26 protein-coding genes, 3 tRNA genes and 1 other RNA gene are annotated in these 26,943 nt (G+C 42.7%); 23 read left to right on the top strand and 7 right to left on the bottom strand.

The genetic code is table 11. The features are described from left to right. Nucleotides 1-31: 31 nt before the first annotated feature. From AC1DBT_RS01345 to AC1DBT_RS01330, 4 genes are all read left to right on the top strand, one after another. Nucleotides 32-1,312: an adenylosuccinate synthase gene (locus tag AC1DBT_RS01345; RefSeq protein ID WP_480018305.1), complete on the top strand. Its 1,281-nt coding sequence runs from the start codon at nucleotides 32-34 to the stop codon at nucleotides 1,310-1,312. An 81-nt stretch (nucleotides 1,313-1,393) separates the two neighbouring features. Further along, a complete protein-coding gene (locus AC1DBT_RS01340; protein ID WP_480018304.1) occupies nucleotides 1,394-2,332 on the top strand; it encodes a DegV family protein in 939 nt (312 codons plus the stop codon). A gap of 174 nt (nucleotides 2,333-2,506) precedes the next feature. Continuing rightward, nucleotides 2,507-3,160, top strand: coding sequence for an NUDIX domain-containing protein (locus AC1DBT_RS01335; protein ID WP_480018303.1), 654 nt, complete (start codon nucleotides 2,507-2,509; stop codon nucleotides 3,158-3,160). Nucleotides 3,161-3,192: 32 nt separating this feature from the next. Then, nucleotides 3,193-4,242 (top strand): hypothetical protein, encoded by a 1,050-nt coding sequence (locus AC1DBT_RS01330; protein WP_480018302.1) that lies wholly within the window; start codon nucleotides 3,193-3,195, stop codon nucleotides 4,240-4,242. Nucleotides 4,243-4,307: 65 nt separating this feature from the next. On the opposite strand, the gene AC1DBT_RS01325 is transcribed toward AC1DBT_RS01330, so the two are convergent. Then, nucleotides 4,308-5,177 (bottom strand): pyridoxamine kinase, encoded by an 870-nt coding sequence (locus AC1DBT_RS01325; protein ID WP_480018376.1) that lies wholly within the window; start codon nucleotides 5,175-5,177, stop codon nucleotides 4,308-4,310. 276 nt (nucleotides 5,178-5,453) lie between these two features. Here AC1DBT_RS01325 and AC1DBT_RS01320 point away from each other — a divergent pair, with 276 nt between their 5' ends. Further along, on the top strand, nucleotides 5,454-6,353 hold the full coding sequence (locus AC1DBT_RS01320) for a sortase domain-containing protein (RefSeq protein WP_480018301.1): 900 nt from the start codon (nucleotides 5,454-5,456) through the stop codon (nucleotides 6,351-6,353). A gap of 98 nt (nucleotides 6,354-6,451) precedes the next feature. Here AC1DBT_RS01320 and AC1DBT_RS01315 read toward each other — a convergent pair whose 3' ends face one another. Continuing rightward, a complete protein-coding gene (locus tag AC1DBT_RS01315) occupies nucleotides 6,452-7,378 on the bottom strand; it encodes a D-alanyl-D-alanine carboxypeptidase family protein (protein ID WP_480018300.1) in 927 nt (308 codons plus the stop codon). A gap of 399 nt (nucleotides 7,379-7,777) precedes the next feature. Here AC1DBT_RS01315 and AC1DBT_RS01310 point away from each other — a divergent pair, with 399 nt between their 5' ends. Continuing rightward, nucleotides 7,778-9,151 carry a M20/M25/M40 family metallo-hydrolase gene (locus tag AC1DBT_RS01310; RefSeq protein ID WP_480018299.1) on the top strand — a complete coding sequence of 458 codons (1,374 nt, stop codon included), beginning with the start codon at nucleotides 7,778-7,780 and terminating at the stop codon, nucleotides 9,149-9,151. A 75-nt stretch (nucleotides 9,152-9,226) separates the two neighbouring features. Here the strand turns inward: AC1DBT_RS01310 and AC1DBT_RS01305 are convergent, their stop codons facing one another. Both AC1DBT_RS01305 and AC1DBT_RS01300 read right to left on the bottom strand, forming a co-directional pair. After that, entirely contained in the window at nucleotides 9,227-9,682 is a 456-nt protein-coding gene (locus AC1DBT_RS01305) for a hypothetical protein (RefSeq protein WP_480018298.1), read from the bottom strand. Between the two features lie 280 nt (nucleotides 9,683-9,962). Continuing rightward, a tRNA-Arg gene (locus tag AC1DBT_RS01300) sits at nucleotides 9,963-10,039 on the bottom strand. A 211-nt stretch (nucleotides 10,040-10,250) separates the two neighbouring features. On the opposite strand from AC1DBT_RS01300, the gene AC1DBT_RS01295 reads away from it, so the two are divergent. Next, a tRNA-Ser gene (locus AC1DBT_RS01295) sits at nucleotides 10,251-10,342 on the top strand. A gap of 103 nt (nucleotides 10,343-10,445) precedes the next feature. Beyond that, on the top strand, nucleotides 10,446-11,099 hold the full coding sequence (locus tag AC1DBT_RS01290) for a hypothetical protein (protein WP_480018297.1): 654 nt from the start codon (nucleotides 10,446-10,448) through the stop codon (nucleotides 11,097-11,099). Between the two features lie 101 nt (nucleotides 11,100-11,200). Here the strand turns inward: AC1DBT_RS01290 and AC1DBT_RS01285 are convergent, their stop codons facing one another. Continuing rightward, a complete protein-coding gene (locus AC1DBT_RS01285; RefSeq protein ID WP_480018296.1) occupies nucleotides 11,201-12,118 on the bottom strand; it encodes a YitT family protein in 918 nt (305 codons plus the stop codon). Nucleotides 12,119-12,398: 280 nt separating this feature from the next. Between AC1DBT_RS01285 and AC1DBT_RS01280 the strand changes: the two genes are divergently transcribed. From AC1DBT_RS01280 to AC1DBT_RS01265, 4 genes are all read left to right on the top strand, one after another. Then, nucleotides 12,399-13,076, top strand: coding sequence for a QueT transporter family protein (locus AC1DBT_RS01280; protein ID WP_480018295.1), 678 nt, complete (start codon nucleotides 12,399-12,401; stop codon nucleotides 13,074-13,076). 141 nt (nucleotides 13,077-13,217) lie between these two features. Beyond that, nucleotides 13,218-14,558 (top strand): sensor histidine kinase, encoded by a 1,341-nt coding sequence (locus tag AC1DBT_RS01275; protein ID WP_480018294.1) that lies wholly within the window; start codon nucleotides 13,218-13,220, stop codon nucleotides 14,556-14,558. 128 nt (nucleotides 14,559-14,686) lie between these two features. Beyond that, on the top strand, nucleotides 14,687-15,430 hold the full coding sequence (locus AC1DBT_RS01270) for a LytR/AlgR family response regulator transcription factor (protein ID WP_480018293.1): 744 nt from the start codon (nucleotides 14,687-14,689) through the stop codon (nucleotides 15,428-15,430). Nucleotides 15,431-15,492: 62 nt separating this feature from the next. Next, nucleotides 15,493-15,951 carry a metallophosphoesterase family protein gene (locus AC1DBT_RS01265; protein WP_480018292.1) on the top strand — a complete coding sequence of 153 codons (459 nt, stop codon included), beginning with the start codon at nucleotides 15,493-15,495 and terminating at the stop codon, nucleotides 15,949-15,951. A gap of 59 nt (nucleotides 15,952-16,010) precedes the next feature. Here AC1DBT_RS01265 and AC1DBT_RS01260 read toward each other — a convergent pair whose 3' ends face one another. Then, on the bottom strand, nucleotides 16,011-16,730 hold the full coding sequence (locus AC1DBT_RS01260; protein ID WP_480018291.1) for a phosphatase PAP2 family protein: 720 nt from the start codon (nucleotides 16,728-16,730) through the stop codon (nucleotides 16,011-16,013). Between the two features lie 179 nt (nucleotides 16,731-16,909). Then, the gene (gene trxA, locus AC1DBT_RS01255) at nucleotides 16,910-17,227 is read right to left on the bottom strand and encodes a thioredoxin (protein ID WP_480018290.1); all 318 of its coding nucleotides are present in this window, start codon (nucleotides 17,225-17,227) and stop codon (nucleotides 16,910-16,912) included. 359 nt (nucleotides 17,228-17,586) lie between these two features. Between trxA and AC1DBT_RS01250 the strand changes: the two genes are divergently transcribed. The 11 genes from AC1DBT_RS01250 (at nucleotide 17,587) to AC1DBT_RS01200 (ending at nucleotide 26,894) form a co-directional block, all read left to right on the top strand. Next, entirely contained in the window at nucleotides 17,587-18,021 is a 435-nt protein-coding gene (locus AC1DBT_RS01250; RefSeq protein WP_480018289.1) for a hypothetical protein, read from the top strand. 97 nt (nucleotides 18,022-18,118) lie between these two features. After that, a complete protein-coding gene (gene pgi, locus AC1DBT_RS01245) occupies nucleotides 18,119-19,825 on the top strand; it encodes a glucose-6-phosphate isomerase (protein WP_480018288.1) in 1,707 nt (568 codons plus the stop codon). A gap of 109 nt (nucleotides 19,826-19,934) precedes the next feature. Beyond that, an RNA gene (gene ffs / locus AC1DBT_RS01240) (signal recognition particle sRNA small type) lies at nucleotides 19,935-20,028 on the top strand. Between the two features lie 37 nt (nucleotides 20,029-20,065). Next, nucleotides 20,066-20,704, top strand: a complete 639-nt coding sequence (locus AC1DBT_RS01235) for a DedA family protein (RefSeq protein ID WP_480018287.1) — start codon at nucleotides 20,066-20,068, stop codon at nucleotides 20,702-20,704. Between the two features lie 107 nt (nucleotides 20,705-20,811). Beyond that, the gene (dnaX, locus tag AC1DBT_RS01230) at nucleotides 20,812-23,019 is read left to right on the top strand and encodes a DNA polymerase III subunit gamma/tau (protein WP_480018286.1); all 2,208 of its coding nucleotides are present in this window, start codon (nucleotides 20,812-20,814) and stop codon (nucleotides 23,017-23,019) included. 61 nt (nucleotides 23,020-23,080) lie between these two features. Continuing rightward, complete coding sequence (locus AC1DBT_RS01225; RefSeq protein WP_480018285.1) at nucleotides 23,081-23,389, top strand: YbaB/EbfC family nucleoid-associated protein; 309 nt, start codon at nucleotides 23,081-23,083, stop codon at nucleotides 23,387-23,389. A gap of 7 nt (nucleotides 23,390-23,396) precedes the next feature. Continuing rightward, nucleotides 23,397-23,999 carry a recombination mediator RecR gene (gene recR / locus AC1DBT_RS01220; RefSeq protein ID WP_311431263.1) on the top strand — a complete coding sequence of 201 codons (603 nt, stop codon included), beginning with the start codon at nucleotides 23,397-23,399 and terminating at the stop codon, nucleotides 23,997-23,999. 99 nt (nucleotides 24,000-24,098) lie between these two features. Beyond that, on the top strand, nucleotides 24,099-24,878 hold the full coding sequence (locus AC1DBT_RS01215) for a hypothetical protein (RefSeq protein WP_480018284.1): 780 nt from the start codon (nucleotides 24,099-24,101) through the stop codon (nucleotides 24,876-24,878). A gap of 182 nt (nucleotides 24,879-25,060) precedes the next feature. Beyond that, nucleotides 25,061-25,137 (top strand) — tRNA-Asp (locus AC1DBT_RS01210). A 119-nt stretch (nucleotides 25,138-25,256) separates the two neighbouring features. Further along, nucleotides 25,257-25,985 carry an HAD family hydrolase gene (locus AC1DBT_RS01205; protein WP_480018283.1) on the top strand — a complete coding sequence of 243 codons (729 nt, stop codon included), beginning with the start codon at nucleotides 25,257-25,259 and terminating at the stop codon, nucleotides 25,983-25,985. 6 nt (nucleotides 25,986-25,991) lie between these two features. Continuing rightward, nucleotides 25,992-26,894, top strand: a complete 903-nt coding sequence (locus tag AC1DBT_RS01200) for an HhH-GPD family protein (RefSeq protein WP_480018282.1) — start codon at nucleotides 25,992-25,994, stop codon at nucleotides 26,892-26,894. Nucleotides 26,895-26,943 lie beyond the last annotated feature (49 nt).

The raw sequence follows: 26,943 nt of genomic DNA, 5'->3' as shown, positions 1-26,943 counted from the left end.
GAAGTTATATAAATCTAAGAAGGGGGATTTTATGCCTGCTTCAGTTCTTGTTGGTGCTCAATGGGGCGATGAAGGAAAAGGTAAAGTTACCGATCTTATCGCGGGTGATTTCGATGTTGTATGTCGATATTCTGGCGGTGCAAATGCGGGTCACACCGTTGTAGTGGGTTCTAAAAAATTAGCGCTCCATCAGATACCGTCTGGAATTATGTATAAAGATGCAATCTCGGTAATAGGAAACGGTTGTATCGTTGATCCCGAAGTTGTAATTCAAGAGATTGATACGCTTGAATCAGAAGGTGTTCCATGTGATAATTTGCGCATTTCAGGAAACGCACATCTAGTTATGCCTTATCACAAAGACCTCGACGGCGCTCACGAGCAAAAACTTGGTAAAAATCTTATTGGCACTACTAAACGCGGTGTTGGTCCAACTTATATGGATAAGATGAATCGTATTGGTTTGCGTGTTCAAGATCTTCTTGATGACAATACGTTTAATCAAAAACTTGATGCGGCTCTTGCCTACATTAACCCAATTTTAACCGAGATCTATGGTTTAAAACCCTATCAAAAAGACCAATTAAGTGCCTTATATCTTGGATATGCACAAAAGCTTAAGCCTTATATTATTGAGAGTTGCTTATATCTTAATAAAGTTCTTGACGCTGGTAAAAGCATTCTGTTTGAGGGTGCTCAGGCCACTATGCTCGATATTGATCATGGTACATATCCCTTTGTTACGTCTTCCAATTGTACGGCAGGTGGTGCAGTGACCGGTTCTGGTGTTGGCCCCACTAAAATCAATCGTATTATTGGTGTTGCAAAGGCTTATTTAACACGTGTTGGCTCGGGTCCTTTCCCAACAGAGTTAACCGATGAGATGGGCGAAAAGCTTCGTCAACAAGGTGCTGAATTTGGTGTAACTACAGGACGCGCACGTAGATGTGGCTGGTATGACGCTCCTATTGTAAAGCATTCGGTTCGCGTAAATGGTTTGACTGATTTGGCTATTACTAAGCTTGATGTGTTGAGTTGCATGGATGAGATTAAGGTTTGCGTTGCTTATAACTGTGACGGAGAGCGTTATGACAGTGTTCCCGAGTTTCAAGCGCGCTTTTTGCATGCAAAGCCTATTTATGAAACGCTTCCTGGCTGGAACTGTGATATTACAGGTGTTCGTCGCTTTGAAGATTTACCTAAACAAGCTCAAGCTTACATTGACTTTTTGGAAAAACTTGCTGGCGTACGGATTTCTATTATCACTGTTGGTCCCGAGCGTGAGCAAACCATTAATCGTTTTTGGAATTAAATCATAACTGAACGCATTCTATTTCATTGAGATAGAATGCGCGACAAAACGCTTATGTTGTAATAAGGAGAGGGGTGTAACATGGCGGATACACAACAAAAGAAGTTTGCAATTGTATGTGATAGTGCATGTGATGTTCCACTACACGCGCTTAATTCTGCTCATGTTCGCCTCGTTCCCTATTATATTTGCTCAAAAGAACAAAACTATCGCGAGTGCATAGATCTTGATCCCTTGGATTTTTACGTTCATCTGTCTGCTACCAAGGGTCGTTTTACTATTAAGTCACCCACGACAAAAGATTATGCTCGTATTTTTGAAGAGTGTAGGGATTTGGGTTATAAAGACATTGTGACACTTCATGCGTCTACAAAGCTTTTTGACTCATATTCTGCATGCGTTACGGCGGCTAAATCTATTTTGGGCGTATGTGTACATGCCATTGATACAAAATGCATATCTGGTCAGCTAGCGCTTGTTTTAGCTGCTTTAGTGCGTGATCGCAACAATGGATTAGACGTAGAAGAGGCGTGCGAGCGTGCTGTTGCGGTTGCAAATGCTACCAAAATATCGATAATTCTTCCTCCTCAAGCAGCTGACTTAACAAGAGTGTCCTCTAAACCATATGGAAGCATTCTTCTTGGAGCACAAGCACTTAAAGCCCGCGCGTTTGGAGTGCGCCGCATGTTTACCCTGACCGATGAAGGTTTACCTAAAGAACTTTGTAGCGCTCCAGAACTTCATGTGTTAACAGGTAGATTGGTTCGCAACATGAGTTTATATGGACATAAAGTAGGTCCTCTCACTCATGTTGAGATTAACGCAGGCGCGCCTCGTTTGCTTGCAACGTTAGAAAAACCTTTGGATACTAATGAATTTGAAAGTCATGTAGCAGGAATTGTTAATACTAACCCGTGTATAACTAAACTTTTGGGTATAGGAACTGTTGGTGTGAGCTATACGCCATCGGCATACGTGAGTGCTGCTGAATTTTCGTCTTTTCTTGCAGGTGATGAATAGCATCGCTTTTACAGCGCTCTTTTGGCTCCTGCTCAATAAATTATCTTTCTTCAATCCTTTCCATATGGTTTCGTTATGATAAAACCATGCTTGCGCTGAATTTTCGCTATCATGAAAACATGTGTTATGGAAAAGTATTCTTTTAGGTCATACACATAAGAGGGAGGTAGTGGTATGTCGAAACGTGCACAAAAAACCAAACAAGACGTTAATCAAACTTCTGAAACCACCGATATTACCTGCGTTGAGTCAAAGACGTTTTCTAACGCTGATCTTATGGAACTTCCTCTTAGTGAATCTACCGTTTTTAAAGGTCTTATCTTTGATGTATCCAGAATGCAGGTAAAACTTCCCGATTCATCTGTAGCTCAACGTGACATTGTTCACCATCCTGGTGCTGTTGCCGTTGTTGCTCTTACTGATACGGGGTCAATTTGTCTGGTAAAACAGTATCGACCTTCGCTTGATAGAATAACTGTTGAAATACCTGCTGGTAAACTTGAGATTGGAGAAGATTCTCTTGCCGCTGCACAAAGGGAACTGCTTGAAGAAACGGGTATAACTGCACAACGCATGGCGCTTCTTACAACCATTGCATCGGCGGTTGGGTTTTCTGATGAATTAGTTCATATTTATATGGCAACGGGTCTTACTCAAGGAACACCTCAACCCGATCAGGGCGAATTTGTGCACACAGAATTTGTTCCTTTAAATGAATTTATCAACACTGTGTTAGACGGTAGAATAGAAGACGCAAAAACGGTTGTCGGCGCGCTTATCTGTGACGCCGTTTCTCATCGTTTGACCTCGCAAAATACCGTTGAATAAGCGGTACGGTTAATTGTAGTACGGAGATTTGTATGGCAAAAAAAAGAGAAATCGCACGTGTTCAGCGTCACGCTCTTAATGCCGAGCGTGCCGAAACTTTGTTTTCCACGGTGGATGAGACAGGTCATACGAATGCTGAGACAGCAAAAAAACAACGTGCTCACAGGCGTCGATTTGGAAATACGGTTGCAGTTGACCCTCTGTCAACTGACGATCCTTCGGGCTCTAATGTTGAGCGCATTATTGCCATAACTGCGGTTTCTTTTGTAGCAATTTTCTTTGTATTGGTTGTAGCTTCGCAGGTTGCGATAGCTGTTATCAGGCGTAATAGTACGGCAAATCTCGCAACAGAAGTCTCGGTTAAAGCTGTTGGATCGGCTATGAGTGGTGGTGTTGAATGGGGTAACGGATTTACCCAGTTCCCCGAACGTTTCTCTGTTGAAGAGGCGGACGAAAACACACATCGTATAGAAGTTACCGTTACCGACACCACATCAAAAGATTACCTCGAAGTATTTGCCGGATCTCAAATTCAAGCTGCTGCGCTTTCTATTAATGCATTGCTTAACCCTAATATTAATACGGTAATTTATCATGTTCAGGTCTACTTTAATGAAAATAATAAGCTGCAGCATTCTAACTTGTTTGGCATACTTCCACCTCAAGGTGCGCCGCGTACGCTTATGACATTTATTTGGACTAAGACAACAACAAATAACGGAGTTAGATTCCACTGCACCATTAAAGGTGTTGACAAAGAAATTGCCGACAAGCTTCGTGCTAATATAACGTCGTCGTTTACGCCAAATACTATTATTGGACAGGTATTGGGCGCCTCGGATCAAGACGTTGATACCAATTCCAAAGATGATGCATCATCAAGCTCAGCTGAAGATACATCATCCAAGAGCGATACAACGTCCCCATCAAGCAATCAAGACGGTACGTCAGATAAAGACAATACGTCAACAAAGCCTGATACGAGCGGTTCAGGCGATGCCAAGTCAGTTACCGATAAGGACGTTCCCGAAGGGTCAAGCGTTGCTATAGATAATTCAAATAGCGTAGATACCAAAAAATAGTGTTTGGAATGGTAAATACGTCTTTTTAAATAGCGAGCTGAAATTAGAAGTGCACCTGCAGGCGTTTATAAGGTCATTTGTGCAACTTCGCCTAGCAGCGATTCAAAGCTTACGCCACGCATTTGCCAATCAGGCTGCATCTGAGTGACGTTAATAGCTTTGCATACAAATTCACCTGCAAATTCAGTAGCTTCTACGATGTTTTTACCATTCATGCAACACGCTAATACGCAACTTGCAAATAAATCTCCTGTACCATGTAGGCTAACTTGAATTTTTGCCTGCGCAATCTTGAGTACGTTACCGTCTTTATCTGCTATAAAATTAATGATCTTTCCGTCTGATGTTTCGATGCCCTTTAAAATAATGTAATTTGCTTGATATGAACTCAGTGCATGAAGTAGTTTTTTAACAGAGTCTGGCGATGCATTTTGGCCTTCATAGGGCAAATCCGTTAAGATTGCGGCTTCGGTAAGATTTGGGGTAAGAATGTCGGCGTTGTGTGCAAGGTCTTTCATAGCGTCGCATAATTCTTGTGTATATGTTGGATAACGTTTTCCTCCGTCACCCATTACCGGATCTACCACGCGCAAAGCTTGTGGAAACATCGTGTAAAGCGTCTGTATTGCCTGTACTTGCTCGGCTGCTCCCAAAAATCCTGAATATACGGCGTCTACGTCAACGTTTTCTTCTTTCCATGCGCTTAAATACGGTTTTAACATAGAGGTAGTGTCATGCATATAAAAATGCTCGTATTTAGTATGTGCCGAAAAAAGTGAAGTAGGAACAGGGCAAACATCACAACCTGCGGCTGAGAGAAGGGGAATTGCAACTCCCAACGAACATTTTCCATAACCACATAAGTCGTGGACAGCTGCCACGCGAGGAATATAATGCTCTTTCTTTGAGAAAAGGGACGTAAACTTTTGTTGCATAGCATCTGTAGTGCATAGCGTGTAATCTGACTTGCGATACATGTTCTCTGTGGTGCTCATTTGCGCTCCTTATCAATGCATATGTTTCATCAGACATGATGTCCAAAACCAACTTAACTATCTTTATAGTATAAGTATATCGAAAAGACAGGGTTGTCGTGTGTGAAATGTGGACTCATATCCTCATGAGGTATAATATCGGTTTGTATAAAGCGGATTGATTGTAGTGGTTACCGCTTGAAATGCAGATAACATCTTCTATAGATAGAGGTTCACATGGGTAAACATAGTACCCAACAAAATAGCAACTTAACAGATATGCCCGTTAAACCTTTAGGGTATTCGCATCTGCGTGGTGCATACAGCACTCCTGTTCAGAAGCAGAAAAAAAGAAAAAAGAGCGTAAAAGATTACTTCTCAACGATTCTTATTGTTGTTGGAATTTTGCTTATGCTAGGTGGTGGCATTTACTACGGCTATTCGCAATGGTGCTACTACGATCAAAGCCAAAATAATAGCAAGCTTGCTCAATTTGCCACTATTCCCGATGCTCAAACTGATAACGACGGTGATGAGACCAATGGAGCGCCTGAGGTTGATTGGGCAGGTCTTAAGGCCATTAACCCCGAAGTTGTTGGATGGCTACAAATGCCTGGTACACCCGTTAATTATCCGGTGTATCATACAGATAATAATGATCGATATCTTCGTCACAACGCCGAAGGAAAATGGTCAATCGGCGGTCAGGTTTTTATGGACTGTGATAATAAAGAGCCTGGTCTTGTAGACTATCAAACTGTTTTGTATGGACACCACCTTAAAGATGGCACCATGTTTTATCATTTCTTTTTGCTGAATGACCAGGATAAATTTAACAAAACCAAAACAATTTGGTATGTAACTGAGCAAAAAGCATATGAGCTTGAGCCACTGTTTGTATACTACACACAGCCTGAGGATATTGATGTTCGTAAAGTTTCTTTTGCAAACGATCAGGAATTTCACGAGTATCTTCAGCAACGCTTACAAAAAGCGGTTACAAGACGATCTGATGCAGATCAAATCATTCCGCGCCTCAAACATGTTATGACCATGTCTACCTGCAACTACTACGAAGGTTATGGTCGTTCAGAAACTGTTTGCGCGCTTAAAAGTGAAATCAATCTAAAACAATAATGTTTTTGCATTAAAGTTTGTTTTAAAAAGATATGCGTGGATAAAACCTATCCACGCATGTTTTTTAGCTGCTCCTTTGGCATCTTTTCAGACATCTATTAGGGCAGTTCATTAATCAGCTGAATAGTATCGTCTTTTTGGCCAGATCCAGGATTGTTGATGTCTTGGTAAGGAACCCCCATAACACACACGATATATTCGGTATTATTTTTTGATACAAGCGTTGCCCAGCATAAACCTGCGTTGTCGGTAGTCCCCGATTTTCCTCCCAAGATCTTAAATCCATTTTGTTCCTCAGGCGTTAAACGCTTTAAGATATTATTTTTCATGGTAATTCCTTGAGGGTGCTGGTTGGTTTTAGATGAAGTGTATATGTTTGTTGTCAGTATTTCTTTAAATCTGCTGTCTTGTAAACATGCTCTAAAAACCTTTGCCACGTCTTCTGCGCAGCTCATTTGTTCGGGGTTGTCTAATCCTGTTGGATTGGTGTAATGTGTGGCGGTAAGTTTTAATTTAAGAGCATTGTCGTTCATTTCCTTTACAAAAGCCTCTTCAGATCCCGTGGTGTTAATAGCTAAATTGATGGCACATTCTCCGCCAGATCTCAAAAGCGTTCCATAGAGTAAGTCTTTATACGTTGTTTGTTCTTCGGGTACAAAACCTGCCATTGATGCATTTTCGTCCTCTAGATGTTGAAAAGAAGGTTTATCAATAGGGGCTATTTCGTCCATGGACTGTATGTGTTGTAGTGCGGTATAGATGGTCATGAGTTTTACAAGCGATGCTGGCGCACAGGCAACGTCTGCATCGTCGTTGATAATCTCTTTATCATGAGTTAGGTCATATACATATCGATATTTTGACTGATATGTGCCTTTAGCATGATGTGCAATTTGGAAAGGCTCAAGTATATAGTCTTTGACTATATTGGGTACATGTAGCGAGCCATTTTCTGCGTTTTGCGTATTTATAAGGATGTATAGAATAAACGATATACACGCAATAAAAAGAAGCAGGAACAACATGTATATCGTCTTGACTATTTTACGTAAAACTCGCCTATGTTTTCTTCGTTTTGAGCGCGTGCAAAAATCTTGGTCTTGCTGTGGTTCAGCCAATTTGTGTTTTGCCATATATAAGTCAACTGCCTATCAACGAAGAATGCATATGTACGGTTGTTTTTATTGTACACATGTGCACCGCATGCGGCATTATGTACAAGCTTTATAGATTATTAACATATCACAAGATGCTATCAATGTGTCACATTTTTATGCCGTGTTTTTATGTATTATTACGCCTTGCGCTTTTATGTTGTTGACGCTCCGTTCACTCATATTCTCATGGTTTTCCGCGGTTTTTTATAGAGATATCGGCTACACTGATAGGTGTGTAGACGTTACGGTTTGGTGTAAGGAGGAAGTATGTCGCTTTCCAATCAGGAAATATCTCAACAGGCAAGTGAATATCTAGATACGGCTCTTGATTTTCTTATGCGGAAAATTGAGAAAAAAGCAATCTCTGCCGAAGGTATCACTGCGGCTCATATGAAAGAAGATGCCGAGTTTGTAGCGCATGAGCTTACGCGTGTGGGGGTTGATGCTCAAGTAATTCAATCTCATAACGCTGATGGTAGCGCTGGCGCGTGGGAAGTTGTTGGTTCAAAGATTGTAGACCCGTCTGCAAAAACCGTTCTTTTATACGCACACCACGATGTTCAACCTGCGCCAAATGAAGACGGTGCATGGAATACCGACCCTTTTAAAGGAACTATTAAAGGTGACCGTTTATATGGACGTGGCGCTTCTGATGATGGTTCGGGTATTGCCATCCATTTGGGTGCGCTTAGTATTTTGGGTGAAAAGCTTGGCGTAAACATTCGTTTCTTCATCGAAGGCGAAGAAGAAATGGGTTCTGACAGCTTTATTCCCTTTGTAAAAGAGCATCCAGAATTCTTTGATGCAGATATCATGATTGTTGCTGATTCGGGCAACTGGTCTTCAGAAATTCCAAGCCTTACAACTTCGTTGCGCGGAAATACTAATATTGATGTGGAACTACGTGTCTTAGATAGTCCACGTCATTCAGGAGCGTTTGGTGGCCCTATTCTTGACGCCAATACACTTGCGGCTTTGCTTATCTCTCGCATGTACGACAAAGACGGTAATCTTGTGGTTCCGGGCGTTGAATCACAAGAAGTAGTAGGCGGATTGCAGCAAGATATCGATGAAGCTCAATTTAGAATTGACGGAGGCGTGTTACCAGGCGTAAAACTTGCTGGTTCTGATTCAATTGCATCGCGCTTATGGGTAAAACCAGCTGTTACTGTTATTGGATTTGACGCGCATCCTGTTGAAGGTTCGTTTAATGTAATTTCTCCTTCTACTAAGTTTAGACTTTCATTGCGCACCGCTCCTTCACAAGATCCTGAACAGGCTCAAAAAGCACTTGGTGAGTTTATGGTTGCCAACGCTCCTTTTGGTTGTGAGGTTTCTTGGACTCCTGTTGATAAAGGCCGTGGTTGGGCTATGGATGCACACAGTGACGTGAGTATGATAGCCGAACAAGCCTTAACTGATGCTTTTGAAACACAGCCTATCAATCAGGGTCAAGGTGGATCGATTCCGTTTATTCCTGATTTATGCGAGATGTTTCCAAAATACCAAGTTTTGGTAACGGGCCCTGAAGACCCGCAGGCAAATGCTCATTCACCTAATGAGTCGCAGTCAATTTCTTCTTTAAGAAAGCTCATAGCTGCAGAAGCCATGATGCTACGAGACTTTGCTAACCTAGCTTAAAAGCTATATTTTACAGCGAAGATATTGTATTTTGCGCCCTTGTATTTTTTTAAGTTATGCATGCTACACATGGACTTAGCTTGAAAAATGTGAGGGCGTAAAAGTTATTACGTTTTGATGTACTTCTGCGTATGTACAGGCAATATGCATGGTTTGTAAAAAGGTGTGTAGAGATTTTAATGTGAATAAGCTATAGGCAAAAACCGTTTCTAAACATGCAGAAAAATCTGATTCTTTGGTATAGGGTGCCAGCAGCTCTGAAGTAAAAAAATTACTACTTTGGGGATGTTGTTGCAAATATTGTGATAATACATGCTGTAAAGCAAGATAAATGCGCTTTTCTTCATCTTGAGAGAACTTGAGTGTTTTGGTCATTCTTTTTTTACGTGCGTTTGCGTGCATGGCTGTATTATTTGTTGAGTGTGTATGCGTAAGCACATATTCATTTAGTACATAGGTGTTTGCATCTTGTTGTAGGTATATTTGCATATTAGAGCTTCTGTGAGTGTATAAAATGCCCTCTATTATCATGGCAGCCTCCTTTTTCTAATATGGTAACTTAAATTATCTGAAAAAGCAAACATGTGTTCTATAAAATAGTTATCTTCGAGTACAACAATAAACTACGGGTATTATAAGTGTCTGTGTTTATTTGCATTTTTTACAAAATGAGCGATGTGCTTTTGTACATAATTAATTTTGTGCACACGCAATGGCGATTTTATACACGTTTTGTCCTAATGTTTTGAGCGCGTATGTAAACAGATTGTGATAAAAAAAAGAGCCGACCAGCGACCCTAGAAAAATCAAATGGTGCGGCGTATAGGATTCGAACCTATGACGTTCTGATTCGTAGTCAGACCCTCTATCCAGCTGAGGTAACGCCGCATTGCAATTAGTATAATGCTCTTATCGGCTTGTCTTGTCAAGTATGAATTGCAAACTATTTTATTTTTTCCCAACTTTTTAATATACGGATGCATAACTGGTGTTTTACAAGTCCAAATACTATAACCATGGTTTTTATTTGGTGATCCATTATTATTGAAAGTGTTGCTGACACGAAGGTCATTATGTGGTAATATTTTCCATTGCAAACGGAGAGCTGACCGAGTGGCCGAAGGTGCTCGCCTGCTAAGCGAGTATAGGGTGCAAACTCTATCTGGGGTTCGAATCCCCAGCTCTCCGCCAGTTTTTTTCTTTCTTTACATATAATTATTAGAGCATGCATTTTATTTATTTTTATATAAAATAGTGAGCATAATATCAGCTGTTTTGTTGTTTCGAGGATACCATGACTCATTTTACCTTGGGAAAACCTTCGTGCATTTGCCGTTGGAGAATTTATAATCAGCAACTTCCTCTAGAAAACAGGCTACTTCGCGGTTTATCACGGCGTACGGTAAACGATAAACCAATTGATAAACGTCTTGTTGCGTGGGCAAAACAGCACATTGAATGGACGCTTGTTTCGGGTTCAACTACCTATCCTCACGGTGTTCTTATGCTTGTTATCGACGAAAAAGGACAGGCAGCCATGAGTGTTGGCCCGTACACGCCTCTTAAACAAGCAAAATTATCAGCCTTTTGTGCCCGCGCGCACATAGCACAACAAGAAGCGGCTGAGACGCATGTTGCGCCTGAAAGCTTATGGGGCGTGGATAATAACACGCTTCTTTGGTGCGCTCAAGACGACGAAACAGCAAGTGGCGTTAATTCGCTTGTCATAGATCTTGCACATACACTCGGAATACGTGTTGTTAAAGAAGCAAATTTACTTAATCAGGTTCAAAGCAAACAAGCCTGTGTTTCCGAGGTGTTTTTAGTTTCTGATGAGCACGGCGTTGTGGTGGATGAAGCAAGCAGCTCAAGTTTGGTGCAGCGCCTTGCGCAAAGTTACCAGAAGCTTTTGCAAAAGACGCAGCAGCCCACTCGTTCTACAAACTAGCGTTTATTTTTAGCAATCAACGCTGAAATTGTCGTTTAATTTTGTAAAACGTTGTGCTGTCTAACTACACGAAATAGCAGTACAGCTGCGTGCAAGACCATTTAAAAGCCTTTGAAACCGTGTCCGATAATCTCGGTAGTATTTACAATGGTGGTAAACGCATCGGGGTCGTTTTCACGTAAAAAGATGAGGAGCTTGGCAGCCTCTCTTCGCGTAAGCACACTTACCAATTCAATTTCTAGCTTTCCCGAGAAGCCGCCATATTCTTTTCTAACCGTTGCGGTTCGATGAAGTTGTGTGACCAAAAAGTTAAGGACGCTATCGGGTTTTTTGCTTATAATGGTGCAGACTTTTCTAATACTTACACTTTCAACTACGGTATCTACCACAAAAGCCTTGGCAATGTGTCCTAAAATACAATAAAGACCAATGCGCGGTCCAAATAAATATGCCGAAATAGCAACAATAATAGCGTCAACTATCATAAGTGCTTTGCCGATTTCTACGGCTGTATATTTTTTAAGAATCATAGCCAGGATATCGGTACCGCCTGTTGAAGCACCGATATTAAATGCAATAGCGCTTCCCGTTGCAGGCAGAATAACAGCAAATGCCAGTTCAAGCAAGGTATCATTGGTAAGGGGCTGGCTCATAGGAATAAAAAACTCAAGAATAGTTACATATGCTGAAAGAGCCAAAGAAGAATATACCGACCAGCCAACCGTTTTTTTATCCAGGAATATAAGGCCTAAGATGACCAACAAAATATTTACTGCCCAGATAAAGGCACTTAAGTGAAGATTTGGAAACAAGTAAGCAAGGATAATAGAAAACCCCGATGTACCTCCCATGGCAAAGTGGTTAGGAGCCTTAAAACACATAATGCCCACTGCATTAATAATAAGACCAAAATTAAGAACGAGAAAAAACTTTATCGAACTTGGATGGTCGCGCTTATCCGCAATGCGTGTGCCAGCTTCAACCTCTTTTTTGTCAAGTCGGTCTTGAAATGCCTCCATACCTCTCTCTTTCCTTTATGTATATGAGAACATTATTGCGTATGAATGGTACTATAAGCAAAAACACTTCACGCTCATTTCATATTTTGGCACAACTTTGTCTTATAAGGAACAGGTTATAAATTTATTCACTATTGTGGATATTGGTAACGAATGCTTGGCATGTTTAATTCCTCGTGCACGGTCTTCAGAAAAAACACCATCTTGCACGACAACTCATTTTTTAAAACCGTTACAATGTATGATCACATATAAAACCCAAAATAAGGAGGTTGTGGTGATGAATACAAATAATTCAACACCCCTTATGTCTGCACACAAACAGGGTCTTGGGAAAACCCCTGCATGTGATAACACCTCGGGCGCTGTCTCGTTGTGCAAGAGCATGAGTGCAGAAAAGGCTGCAAAGATTGCAACAGTTGCAGCACTGTATGGAGCTATGACGCTGGTGGTTTTAAGCGTCTTTTCGGGATTTGCCTGGGGGCCTGTTCAATTTAGAGTTTCAGAAGCTCTTTGCGTACTTGCTCTTTTTTGCCCCGAAGCTGTTGTAGGCCTAACTGTTGGTTGTGTTTTGGCAAACCTTATTAACATTTCGCTATCGGCAACCGGTATTTTAGGATTGCTCGATGTTGTGTTTGGTTCGTTTGCCACCTTGCTTGGTGCATGGTTTACCTGGCACTTTAGAAAAAAACCTGTTCTGGCGCTTTTGGGACCAGTTGTAGCAAATGCTTTGATTGTACCTGCATATCTTCCATTTATACTTGCAGGTATTGGTTTTTACACGATTCCTTTTACCGAGATTTCTTTGGACGCATCTTATGTTGCTATGTATGTATTTGGTGTTGTTGCAACCGGTATTGGAGAAGCCGCTGTGATGTATGTAGTTGGCTTACCGTTGTACAAGGCTTTGACCACAGCAGGTTTATCAAAATTTCTACAAGCAAATTCAGCATTATAGCTATTACACCAACATATCGTTCTTGTGCATGAGATTTTGTATCTTTGGCGCATGAACGGTAGAATATAGCTTTAAGGCTTCTGCACAAAATAGCGTGCAGGCATATAAACAGCTGAGTCTTAAAGGTAAGGAGCGCAACACATGCATAAACAGGGATCATATGCTCATTTTTCTGTGCGTTTGTGTGCGCTTCTTGCCGTTGTTTTTCTGCTTGTTTTTCTGCTTATTTGGGGCGTTGCGCACTCAAATCTTCTGAGTGCGTTGCTTGCTGGCGTTATGCTTGCACTTGTTGTTGCCTGGAGTGGCGTGCAGCTGGTATCGCCAGTTGATAAGCGTCTTCAAGCCACCGAGCGCACGCTTCGGGTTGCCTCGGCAACACTTGCTCACATGACAGACGGATTATCCGAACAAGGCTGTATGGCAGTATGTCAGTTACTTTTGTCCGAAACAGCAGCAAGTGCTATTGCTATGACTGATACACGCACAACGCTTGCGTATGTGGGAAGCGAAGCAGGAATTGTACCTGTTGCCACTAAGGTAAGCAGCGCGGTAAAAAATGTACTGGAAAGCAAACGCGTTCAGACATTCACGCTTGACGATCAAAGTGAGTGGAAGGACGAGTTTGCGCTTTCTACACTTCAATCATCCAAACTGGCACCATTTCCTGCAGGAATTATAGCGCCTTTAATTGTTTCTGACAAAAGTGTTGGAACACTAAAATTGTATTACGCGCGTAAACAAGATATTACCCATACTCAAATCACAATCGTGTGTGGTTTGGCAGAATTGTTGTCTACACAACTTCTTGCATACGAGTTGGATAGACAAGCCGAGCTTACGGCGCGCGCCGAGGTAAAGGCACTTCAAGCGCAAATAAATCCTCACTTTTTGTTTAATACGCTTAATACCATTGCGTCTTTTACGCGAACCAATCCAGAAAAGGCTCGTCTTTTACTGCGTGATTTTTCGTCTTTTTATCGTCATACGCTTGAGAGTTCGCAAACACTTATTCCGCTTTCAGAAGAATTGCAGCAAACGCGCAGATATTTGCAGATAGAAAAGGCGCGCTTTGGTGAAGATCGCATTATAGAAAACGAGCGCATAGCACCTGATTGTGCGGACATTTTAGTTCCAGGCTTTATGGTGCAGCCAATTGTAGAAAACGCTGTTCGCCACGCCATGAAAGACGATGAGCCACTCCATATTGATATTTTAGCTGAGGTGGATGAAAGCGATGTGCTTATATCGGTATGTGATGACGGCTTGGGCATGGATGCCAGTACTGCTGATAAATTATTACACTCTACAAAAGTTTCAATTAAACATGATCCACGCGGAACAGGTATTGCCCTTCGCAATGTAGCAGAGCGAATCGAGCGTTTTTATGGAGCTGGTTCGGGTGTTGAAATAGTAAGTAAACTTGGTGAGGGCACCTGTGTAACACTGCGTCTTTCTCGCGAAGCACGAACTTCTCATGCATAATATACCCGTAACATTTTACCTAACATTTAAAAGAACGCGCTTGGGGCAACTTGCTATAATACTTGAGGTGATATACTACGTAACTATTGTGACAACGTGTAGCAATTCATTCCTTACAGGGAGGAAACATGCAGGTTATTAATGCACTGATTGTGGATGATGAAGCGCCTGCGCGCTCGGAGCTTAAGTATTTGCTTGAACAAACTGGTCGTGTTGCGCGCATAGAAGAAGCATCGAGCGCTCGTAGTGCTGTTGAGGCGCTGGTGCGTAGTAAAGAGGGCGCAGAACAAGCAACCAATGTTATATTTTTAGACATTTCTATGCCAAAGATGTCTGGTATGCAACTTGCAGAGGCACTTCATAAGCTTAATAATCCACCTGTTGTTGTTTTTGTTACAGCTTATAGCGAATATGCTTTGGAAGCCTTTGATGTAGATGCTATTGATTACCTTATGAAACCTGTTGAAACAGAAAGACTGATGCGTGCGTTAGACAAGGTGGAGCAACATTTACAACCTGCTGCTGCACCACATACGGCACCCGAGAGAATTCCGGTAGAGAAAAACGGTAGAAAAGTGCTCATTCCCGTTTCGCACATTCGCTACATAGAAGCGCGTGATGATTATTCGTGCATTTATACCTTAGATGAGCGTTTCTTATCTACAGTTTCGCTTGCAAAATTTGAGGCACGACTTGCTGATCACGGCTTTTTTAGAGTTCATCGTGGATATATTGTTAATCTCGAACAAGTTGAAGACATTGAGGCAGTATCCGCAGGCATTTTGCAGTTGGGTATCAAGGACGTTCCCGATAAAAAAATTCCTGTATCACGACGCCGTGTTGTAGCGCTCAAAAGAGCTTTGGGCCTGTAAGGCATTTACCTTGTTGCCACGCGCGTTTGGTCTTTGCTTTGCGTTCTTGAAAAGAGGTTGATATGCGTATTGATATTTTATCCGATACTCACGGGCATCTTTCAGATGCTTTACTTGCCGAAATTAAAGGCGCTGATGCACTTGTTCATGCAGGCGATATGTGTTCTCTTTCTGACTACGACGTATTGTCGCATATAGCACCACTCTATATGGCTAAGGGAAACAATGATTATGGGCTTGATTACGGCTCGTTTGTAAAGAATCTCACGCATTTTTTCTTAAGCGGTCTACGGTGGCAGGTTTGTCATTATCGCGAGCGTCTTGATCTTGTAACTTGTGATGTGGCAATTTGCGGTCATACCCACATCCCCTTTATTGCTCACGACGAAAAAACGGGAACTTTGGTTATGAATCCAGGTAGCACCACATATCCGCGCAGTGAAGAAGGACCAACTATGGGTCGTATATACTGTAGCGATAAAAAAGTAGAATCAGCCGAAATTATTCATCTTTCGGCGTAGGTAGCACGCACAGTACACGCAAAATTTAATAAGCAGAGAGCGTAACACGCGTTTCACGACTATTGATGTAAGTGTTTTTTGCGGTGAGGCGTTTTTTCTCCAAGATCTTTTTCGAGCATAAAAAGAGGCGCAATAACCCTTGTATAGACAGCAAGCCATGCAAGCGACACGCAAAAACCAGCAAGAACATCAGAAGCGTAGTGTACGCCTAAATACACACGACTTAAACCAACCGCAATAACACACAGGGTAAAGCCACATATGCAGCTGTATTTGACCACCTTATCGCGTTCGTAATTCCAAATCATCCAAATAAGCAAACCGTAGAACGCCATAGCAATCATGGAGTGACCAGAGGGAAAGCTATAACCTGTTTCACTAATGAGGCGGAAACCGTCGGGTCGTGGACGGTGTACAATTTCTTTAAGAATAAGGTTGAGTATAACAACTAAAACGAGGTTGCATGCAGCACAGGCTCCTGGTTTTTTGCCCGGAGCAAAGGCTGCAACTGCCAAAAGCATAACTGCCAATACTACAGGAAGCGCAAGCTCGGATATAGACTGCATGATGGGGGTAAGCCACGACCTTCTCATGTGCACAACAATAAGCCTATAAGCTGTATTGTCAAAAGCAATTACATCGCCTTGGAGAATTTCTACCATAAGGGCCAAAAAAACAATGGTGGCAATAAAGCCAATAAGAATAAGGACGTTCTTTTTAACAAGACCCATAAGTTTTGAAGGCAAAGAGTAAAGTGTGGGTTGTGCGGCTTTAGACATAGAGCCTCTTCGATTGAATTTGAGCATTGGGTTAATGTTTGTGAATAAACTACTGGCTCACATAACAAGCGTGCGCGACAGGTGTAAGACCGTTATTAAAATCCATAGAACCTAGCGTAAGATGGAGCATAACGGACGCATAAAACCTGAGTATGGTGTTTATGCGTCCGCAAGATATGTTAAAGATGTGCCTCAATTTCGCTGATAAGTTCATCTTTAGGCATATTGCCTACAAGAGAATGAACGGCATTGCCGTCTTTGAATAAAATAACTGTTGGAATTGAGACGATCTGAAATTTTTGAGCAAGCTCGGGTTCTTCGTCTACATTGCATTTATAAACAGCTAATTTATCGGCCATTTCCTCTGAGATTTCATCGATTTTAGGACCTAAAGCGCGGCAGGGACCACACCATGTTGCCCAAAAATCAATAAGAACAGGTTTGGTTGATGAGCTGATGATGGAATCAAAATCAGCTGAAGTAATAGCTTGTGCCATAATAACTCCTTGAAAGTTGTACCGATGGTAAACCACGGCAAGAAAGCCTATGTATATGCATGGTTATACCCAATCCTCTGCGTTGTTTTCAGCAACTGCTTATCTGTTAGCCCACTTTTATGCAGTACATAAAGTTGGAGCACGTGTGCGCTGATATTCCGCCTTAACGTGGCATGTCTTACCGTGTATTCGATTTTACCTCTTGTCGATAAAAATTGGAATCATGTGTGTGATATGCTTTAATATATGCGATTTTTTGTGTAAAGAGGTGTGTTGTTCTGGAAAACTTTGAATCAAAATTAAAGCAGAGCCTGTTAAGTAAAACAACACAAGAGCTTACCAACCTGCTTGATGACAACGTGCTTATTGATGGTAATCCTTATGCAAGTATTGTTGTAGTAAAACAGCTCTTAGATAAAGATTGTTGTACCTCTGATACATTTTTATGCAAAGAAGATGGTCAAGCGTTGCGTAAGGCGTGCGTAGCTCTTGGTTTTGCCCCCAATGACTTTTGCGGCATAAGCACAGCTTTATGCAAAAGCCCTCAAGAAAATTTAAGGCTAAGCTTGACTGCGTTGGATCCCATATACGTTATATTGTGCGACGAACAAGCGCAAACCGATTATGAAGCAGAATTTTTGGATAATCATCACCTAAAAATAGGGTGTTTAGAACATCTTCCCACGCATGTGGTACTTGCCTTAGGAAACTTTAGTCAAGCACTTAAAAGCACGTCTTCCAAACAAGCCGCATGGCGTGCGCTGAAAAGCCTTGCTCGCCCAAACGTGTCGTAAACACATCATTGCAGAGCGTGTGTGTATACAAAAACATTCTTTATTAATTGCATGCTTGCGCTACACTTATAAAGGGACATAAACAAAAGGAGTATGTATGAATACGTGTACATCGCACATAAAAGCACCTATTGATGTAACCACAACCGATGCGTGGAAAAAGTTACAAAAACATTTTGATGAACTTCAATCACAAGGCATAGATTTGCGCTCATGGTTTAAGGATGATTCGCAGCGCGTAGAAAAATACTCCTATGAAGTTAACGACCTACACTTTGATTTGTCAAAAAATTTGATCGACGATACCACCAAGCAACTTTTGTGTGAGCTTGCTCAAGAATTAGGCATTGAACAGCGCCGTGACGACATGTTTAGCGGTAAGCACCTTAACACAACTGAAGACCGCGCTGTTTTGCATACCGCGCTTCGTCGTCCTGTTGACGAGGTTGGAAGCCTTATAGTAGACGGTCAAGACTGCGTTAAGGACGTTCGTCACGAGCTTGATCGTATGTATGCCTTTGCAGACCGTGTTCGCTTGGGTCAGTGGAAAGGTGTTACTGGCAAACGTATAGAAACTGTTGTTTCTATTGGTATTGGTGGATCGGACTTGGGCCCGGTTATGGTATACGAAGCTCTTAAGCCTTATGTTCAAAAAGGGCTATCGGTTCGTTATGTTTCCAACATTGACCCTAATGATATGGCCGAAAAAACCAAGGATCTTGACCCCGAAACCACGCTGGTAATCATTGTGTCCAAGACGTTTACTACGCTTGAGACTATGACCAACGCTCGTGAAGCTCGTACATGGCTGTTGGAAGGTCTGCAAAAACAAGGAGCTATTGACGCTTCTGATGCTCAACGCGCCGAGGCTATTGCTAAGCACTTTGTTGCGGTGTCTACTAACCTAGAGCTTGTTGCTCAGTTTGGTATCAATCCCGAAAACGCATTTGGTTTTTGGAATTGGGTTGGCGGTAGATACTCTGTTGATGCGGCAGTAGGCCTGTCGTTAATTATTGCATTTGGCCCTGTGGTGTTCGAGGAATTCCTTAAAGGATTCCACGATATGGATATGTATTTCTGCAAAACTCCGTTAGAAGACAACGTTGTATTTTTGATGGGTCTGTGTAACATTTGGTATGTCAACTTCTTTGGTGCTCAAAGCCACGCTGTTTTGCCTTATAACCAATATCTTCATCGTTTTCCTGCGTATTTGCAGCAGCTTACTATGGAGTCCAACGGCAAGTCAACGCGTTGGGATGCAAGCCCAGTGACCACTAAAACAGGTGAAATTTTCTGGGGTGAAGCAGGTACTAACGGTCAACATGCGTTTTACCAGCTTATTCACCAGGGAACCAATTTGATTCCTGCCGACTTTATTGGTTTTGTAAACACCAAGCACCCAACCAAGGACGACCAACAAGATATTCATGAGCTGTTTTTAGGCAACTTCCTTGCACAAACTAAAGCATTGGCATTTGGTAAAACTGCAGATGAGGTTCGTGCCGAGGGTACTGCCGAGTGGATGGTTCCCGCTCGTATGTTTAGCGGCAATCGTCCTACCACCTCTATTTTTGGTGTTGAGCTTAACGCACATACGCTTGGTGAACTTATTGCGCTTTACGAACACATCACCTTTGTTGAAGGTAGCGTATGGGGTCTTGACTCTTACGATCAATGGGGTGTTGAGCTTGGCAAGCAGTTGGCTAAACAAATTACGCCAGCATTTCACGATGATGAGGCTCTTGCTGCGCAAGATGCATCTACGCAAGCTCTTATTAAGTTTTATCGTAAACATCGTAAATAGTTCAAACGTTTAGGCCGTGCTTGTCATGTGCGCATAACATGTGATGAGCACAGCTTAGGTCTTGGATAACCATCCAAAACATGATACAGTAAGTACCAATAAGCGTGTCTGTTGGGTTCGGGCGACACTATGTTTCGAACCTGGTCAGGGTCGGAAGACAGCAGCCATAAGATGCCTCTAGTGGGTGTCCGCACCCAACAGGCACGCTTGTTTGTATTGTCAATGACTTTGGATAATCGTATGAATATTTTTTCTGAGCTTCTTGAGCTTATTCGAGACCCTCGTGTTGCTATAGCATCGGCTATAGCATCGGGACCTGTAGCAGCTTACGGTTTGGTATTTGTTATCATTTTTATCGAAACTGGTGTTGTATTTTTCCCCTTTTTACCAGGGGATTCACTGTTGTTTGTTTCGGGCTTTTTTGCTCATAACGGTGGTTTTGATATAGTACATTTGCTTGTTGTTGCATGGGCGGCGGCAATTTTAGGTGATCAATGCAACTTTGTAATTGGCCATTATTTTGGACAAAAAATTATTGCCTCGGGCAAAGTTAAAGCAATGACACCAGAACACATTGCAAAAGCAGAGGCTTTTCTCAACAAATGGGGGAAGCTTGCTATATTTCTTGGACGCTTTTTCCCGTTTATCAGAACATTTGTGCCTTTTATAGCAGGCGTTGGAAATATGCATTGGCACAATTTTGTACTGTATAACGTTTTAGGTGGCGTTGTTTGGTCAACGTTGTTTGTTGCGCTTGGATACTTTTTTGGCGCAATTCCCGAGGTACAAAAGCATTTTGAACTGGTAGTTGTAGGGATTATTGTTATTTCAGCCATACCTCTTGTTGCGGGCTTCATCAGGTCTAAACTAACTAAGTAGTACATGTTTTAAGTACAGAAGAGGTATTGCTTGGCGCGTTTGCAAGAAGCTTATAGTTTTGCGTTTTGCTTTTCTCTTTGAGTGTTTGCCGCCATATTGGAGGTTGTATGGAGTCGCTTTATACTAAGTATCGCCCTGCGGTATTTCAAGATGTTGTTGGACAAACTCATGTGGTATCAACGCTGCAAAATGCTGTTCTTGAACATAAAATTGGACACGCTTATCTTTTTTGCGGACCTCGCGGTACGGGTAAAACTACGATGGCTCGTCTGTTTGCCAAAGCGTTATTGTGCGCATCCCCTCAAAATGGTCTGCCTTGTGGCGTGTGCGAAACCTGTAAAAATATAGCGCAGGGCATTCATCCCGATGTCTTTGAGCTCGACGCTGCTTCTCGTACGGGTGTAGACAACGTGCGTGAAGAGATCATCGATCGCGTTAATTATGCGCCGCTTAAAGGCGCGTACAAGATATATATTATCGACGAAGTTCACATGCTTACGGCGTCTGCGTTTAATGCGCTGCTCAAAACGCTCGAAGAGCCACCTTCTCATGTTGTTTTCATCTTGTGCACTACAGAGCCTCATAAAATTTTGGCAACCATCTTAAGCCGTGTAATGCGTTTTGATTTTCATCGTATTAAAGGCGATGAGATGTTTGCACATTTGCAAAAAGTTTGTACGCTTGAGCATTTTTCTGCCGACGATGAAGCGCTTAAGCTTATAGTTGAGCATGCACAAGGTGGTATGCGCGATGCGCTTTCTTCACTTGAGCAGATTTCTGTGTTTGGCAAAGGTATTATCAGTAAGCGTTTGGTAGAGGATATGCTAGGCGCCACTTCGCAGACAAACCTTACTGCATTGGTACAATCTTTGGCACTTCGCGATACCAAACGTTTGTTTGAAGAAATTGCGTCCTTGTGTGAGCAGGGAAAAAGCATTGTCCAGGCTGCTTGTGAGCTTGCCGAATATATGCGCGACGTGTATCTAGCAAAAACTTTAATGGAGAGCCGTCTCACTTTAGACGATTATGCGGAGCTGTTTACCTGTGGTGTTGCAACAGCACAGCTTGAGGCAGACGCGCAGGCGTTTAAGAATGTTCGTCACATAGCTTACGTGCTCAACGTAGTAGTTGATATGATTTCGCATATTAAAACGGCAGCAAATCCGCGATTAACATTTGAACTCTATAGCTGTCGTATGATACATCCCGTTGTAACAAATTCATCGCCCGCGCTTATAAAGCGATTGGAAGCAGTTGAGACGCAACTTGCACAATTTACATCGGGACCCTCGCAACAAAGCGGTACGTTTGCAGCTCATGCACCTGTTCAGCACGCAGCGCGTGTACAGCCAGCGCAAAAAGCTTCTGTGCAACAATCTGGATATCAGCCTTTACAGCAGCCTGCGCAAACGCGCACGCCGCAACCTGCGCAACAACAGGCACAGCAAATGCCACAACAACCTGCCCAACAACGGGTGCAACAAATGCCACAGCAGCCTGCGCAAACGCGCACGCCGCAACCTGCACAACAACCTTCCCAGTCCACAGCAGCCCCTATATCGCAAGGGACCGCTGATAAAAGTCAACTTCAGCGTATGTGGAAACAAGTTGTTGACAAGCTCATGGAAGCTAATCCTTCTCGTGGTTCACTGCTTACTAACGCCGAGATTCGCTCAGACGATGGTGCTCGTTTAGTTATTGAATTGCCGATTGGATCTTCGTTTGCAACCAAAATGCTTGCAGAGCCTAGTATCTCTGCGCTGGTTCAATCTTGTGTTGCACCGATTTTTGGTAATCGTAAGTTGGTGTATGCAGAAAGTAGTTTACAACAGACAAATATTGCACGCGCGCAAGCAGCTCAAACACCGGCTACCACACCAGTTGCTGCGCCAACTTCAGTACCTGCTCCAAGTGCCGTATCAGCGCCAGCATCTGCAATTGCACCAGCATCAGCTCCAGTACCAGCCGTTGCACCGGTACCAGCTCCAAGCGTAGCACCAGCTCCTCAGCCACAGCCTAAAAATATTTCTACGCCTACGGCCAAGCCTACGCAGTCCGCAGCACCTCAAAACGCAATACCTTCGGCTCAAAGTGTTTCAAATAGTGTTGCGCCTGCTCGTGTCCACGAGAAAACAGCAACACCTGAAGCCGTACCATCTTCTTCTCCAGCATCTTCCAGCCAAGAACAAGACCCACAACACACAATTCCGCGTAAGGCAACTCGTGCTCAAACACAAAAAATTCTTGACATGCTTACCGAGGCATTTGGAGAAGGAGTAAAACCTCGTATGGAAACTAGGGAATCTTTGGAATAACACCATATAATAGAAACGCGTACCACGCTATACGACTTAGTAACACACAAAGGAGTTTTTTATGAACATGCAACAGATGATGAAACAAGCGCAAGTTATGCAGCGCAGGCTTGCCGATGCACAAGCCAAGCTTAAGGACATAACAGTTAGTTCATCAACTGGTGGAGGTATGGTAAAAGTTGAGGGAACTGCAGATGGGAAAATCACCTCAATTACGCTTGATCCAGAAGCATTGCAACCAGATGATGTTGAACTTTTACAAGATAGTATTTTGGCGGCTGTAAACGACTGTTTGGCAAGTGCTTCCGATGCAGCAAACCAACAAATGGGTGCAGTAACTGGCGGTATGAACATTCCCGGGTTGTTTTAGGTAAGTTATGGGACAAGCATCTAATCAAGCATTACAATTTGTATTGGATGAATTTGGACGTCTACCAGGCATTGGACCAAAATCGGCTCAGCGCATAGCATATTTTCTGATGGAAGCAGACGACGAAACTGCGCGCAGGTTGAGCAGGGCAATTTTAAATCTTAAAGAGCATGTTCATTTTTGTCCTGTGTGTTTTGCGTATGCTACCGATGATGTATGTGCTTTATGCAATGATTCTACGCGCGACGTTTCAAAAGTCTGTGTTGTTTGCGAGCCTCGCGACATAGCTTCTATCGAAAAAACTGGTGTTTACCACGGATTATATCACGTCCTTGGAGGTGTTATTTCTCCTATGGATAAAATAGGACCCGAACAGTTGCACGTAAAAGAGCTCTTGGCGCGTCTTGCAGGTGATGAAATCAAAGAAGTTATTTTGGCGATGAACCCAACGGTTGAAGGCGAAACAACAGCTACCTATCTGGCTCGTACCATTAAAACTTTAGGAATTCAAACCACGCGTTTGGCAAGTGGTCTTCCTGTTGGGGGAGATCTTGAGTACGTGGATGAAGTAACGCTTGGGCGAGCTATTGAAGCGCGTCACGAAATGTAGCTTTATGTTTGTTCTTGCTTGCAACATGAGGTTATGTAGGAAATTAAAGCACGCTGGAATAAGAGAATTTGAGTGTTACGAAACTAAGGAAGAGGGATTGTGAATAGTTTTTCTACAAGACCAAAGCCAACACATGGGCGTCACGGCATATCAAGTAATCAGCCGTCTAGGACTTTGAACTATTCTACTAATGCAAGCCATCATGCGACGCCAAGCGCATTTTCGCATGTGGCAAAAGGCTGTGGCGCAGCAGTTGAAACACGCGAAACCATAGAAAGCCTTTCTGCAGATAAGCGTGTAATTCGTGCGCGAGCGAGATCTCATCAACGAATCTTGCATCATAAAATATATACACAACAAGCGCTTTCAGGAAATAATGTGAAAAAAATTATTATATGTTTGGTTGTGCTTATAGCTGTGTTTATAGGTGCATATTTTATTATGAAGCCGTTTATCGAAAAACCTGCAGCTCCACAAGCGGAAGCTGATATGCCCCAACAACAAGTGGCTCCCGAAGTTGCTATTGAGTATCGAGGAATGAAATACTATATTCAAGAAAAAGACGATGGAAGCCATGTACTTTCGGCAAAGGCCGCCAACTCATCGCAGGACGATGCAAGTGAGCTTGCGCAGATAAAAGGCACACCTATTCAGCTGATTTTATATAACGGCGCGCTGCTTATACCAGAAAATCTTTCTGATGGAACATGGGATGTGCTTGCGTATACGTTTAGCCCTGGAAGCGTTCCGTCTGCTGTGGTTGATGCACAAGGAGCACCCATCGTTGGTACGGGCAAATTGGTAAAAGCTGAGCTTCGTGATCCGCATTTGGTGGTCACCGATGCTAATCATAAAGAAACTTCTATTTCGCTTGTATAAACACGTGTTGGGTGACGTCTTAGATGTTCGTTGATTTTCATACAAGGGAAGGAAGTAGATAGTGCGTGTACCTTGTGTTTTGTTGGGCGCGAATGAAAGTCTTTATAAATACCTCACAATTTTAAAAAAAGACTAGACAAAACAGGGTAAGATTGTGTATTATAACTTTTGCGATAACGCACGGGGTATTAGCTCAGCTGGTTAGAGCGCCGGCCTGTCACGTCGGAGGTCGCGGGTTCGATCCCCGCATATCCCGCCATTTGGATATAAGAAGCTCAGGATAAAACCTGAGCTTTTTTTATTTGTGTAAATACATATGAATACAGCAAAGCAATACGGTATAATCTGTGATTGGTTGTCTTATAGGATTATAGATTTATGAGAGTGAAGTGCACACCAACGAGCGTTCAAGAACAAACATACTCCTTTGAACACAAAGCTCCTTTAGCTGTTTTTGATTTTGATGGAACACTTATTAACGGGCAGTCGGGAACACTTTTTACACTGTATCTGTTTCGTCACCATCTTTTGTCGTGCGTTGATATGCTCCACTTAACCTGGTGGGCTGCACGCTATGTTCTTCATTTACCGTTTAATCAAGCTCAGGCGCGTGAAATTCTGTTTAAAAAGCTGGCAGGAAGATCCAAGCAAGACGTAACTCGTCTTATGAAAGATTTTCATGAGCGCATTATTATGCCCAGGTATCGAGCACGTGGAATACAGGAAGTTCATCAAAAGCAAAGTGAAGGGTGTATTATCGTGCTTGTTTCGGCAACGTTTAAAGGAATTGCCGAACAAGCGGCGCTCTATTTGGGCATTGACCACGTCATTGCAACGGACATGCGCTACGACGAACAGCAACGTTATACAGGCTTTGTGTATGGTGATGTTGTTGAAGGCGCAGCTAAAGAGCAAGAACTTACCAAATGGGCTCAAAAGACGTTTGGTGCGGATGCTTGGTATATTGATTTTGCATATGGAGATCATCATACCGACGACGCTTTGTTGCAAAAAGCTGCACATCCCGTTGCTATTAATCCAGGTGTTGTTCTTAAATATAAAGCTCGTCGCAATAAGTGGCGGATTGAAAATTGGAAACGAGCATAAGCTCATATGAAGAACAACCCTGCGTTACCTTTATCAAGTTGCGAGCTTAAGGCGTTTCGCACTAAAATTGCTCAAAAAGGTCAAGAACTGTATCGTGATTTTGCATGGAGAAACACGGCCGATCCCTATAAAATTTGGATTTCCGAAGTTATGCTTCAACAAACACAAACCGCGCGCGTTGAAAAGCGATTTGACGCATGGGTGCAAAAATTTCCCACCGTTGATGTGCTTGCGTTAGCAAGCGTTTCTGACGTCTTGAACGAGTGGCAGGGTATGGGATATAACCGTCGTGCATTAGCGCTGTTGCGTGCGGCACAGATGCTTTCTGAACAAGGTGGCGTTATACCGCGCTCTCAAGAGGGTCTTCAGGCATTACCTGGTATTGGGCCTGCTACTGCGGCAGGTATTTGTGCGTTTGCGTACAATCAGCATGTTGTGTATCTTGAAACTAACGTGAGAAGCGTGTTTTTGCATGAATTTTTTCGCGATGCTGAACAAGTAAATGACAAGCTTTTGATGCCTTATATTACGCAAAGCTGTCCAGCATCAGGTGCATTAGAGTCTCGCGAGCAGATGTGTCCGCGCATGTGGTATTATGCGCTGCTTGATTATGGTGCTCATCTTAAGAAAACACAAACTAACCCCTCAAGAAAATCAAAAACGTATGTTAAGCAATCTAAATTTGAGGGGAGTCATCGCCAAAAACGTGCCGAGCTCGTGCGCTTACTGTTGGCTTATCAAGTGGACAATACTTCATGTACTACTCAATTATTATGCGATGAACTTAATCAAATAGAGCTCCGTGCGAAACGTGCGCGTGTTTCGTATGAGTATGTGCAAAAAACGCTTGAAGAGCTTGCTGAGCAGGGTTTTTGTATGGCTCAGGGCGATATGTGGCGCGTTGCGTGAGATTATTTAGTCACGAGAAAAGCCTCAATTTTTTCAGCTTTCTTTCTTT

This window comes from Fannyhessea sp. C0108B2 (assembly GCF_056583915.1).
This window is presented reverse-complemented; position numbering and strand designations above follow the sequence as displayed.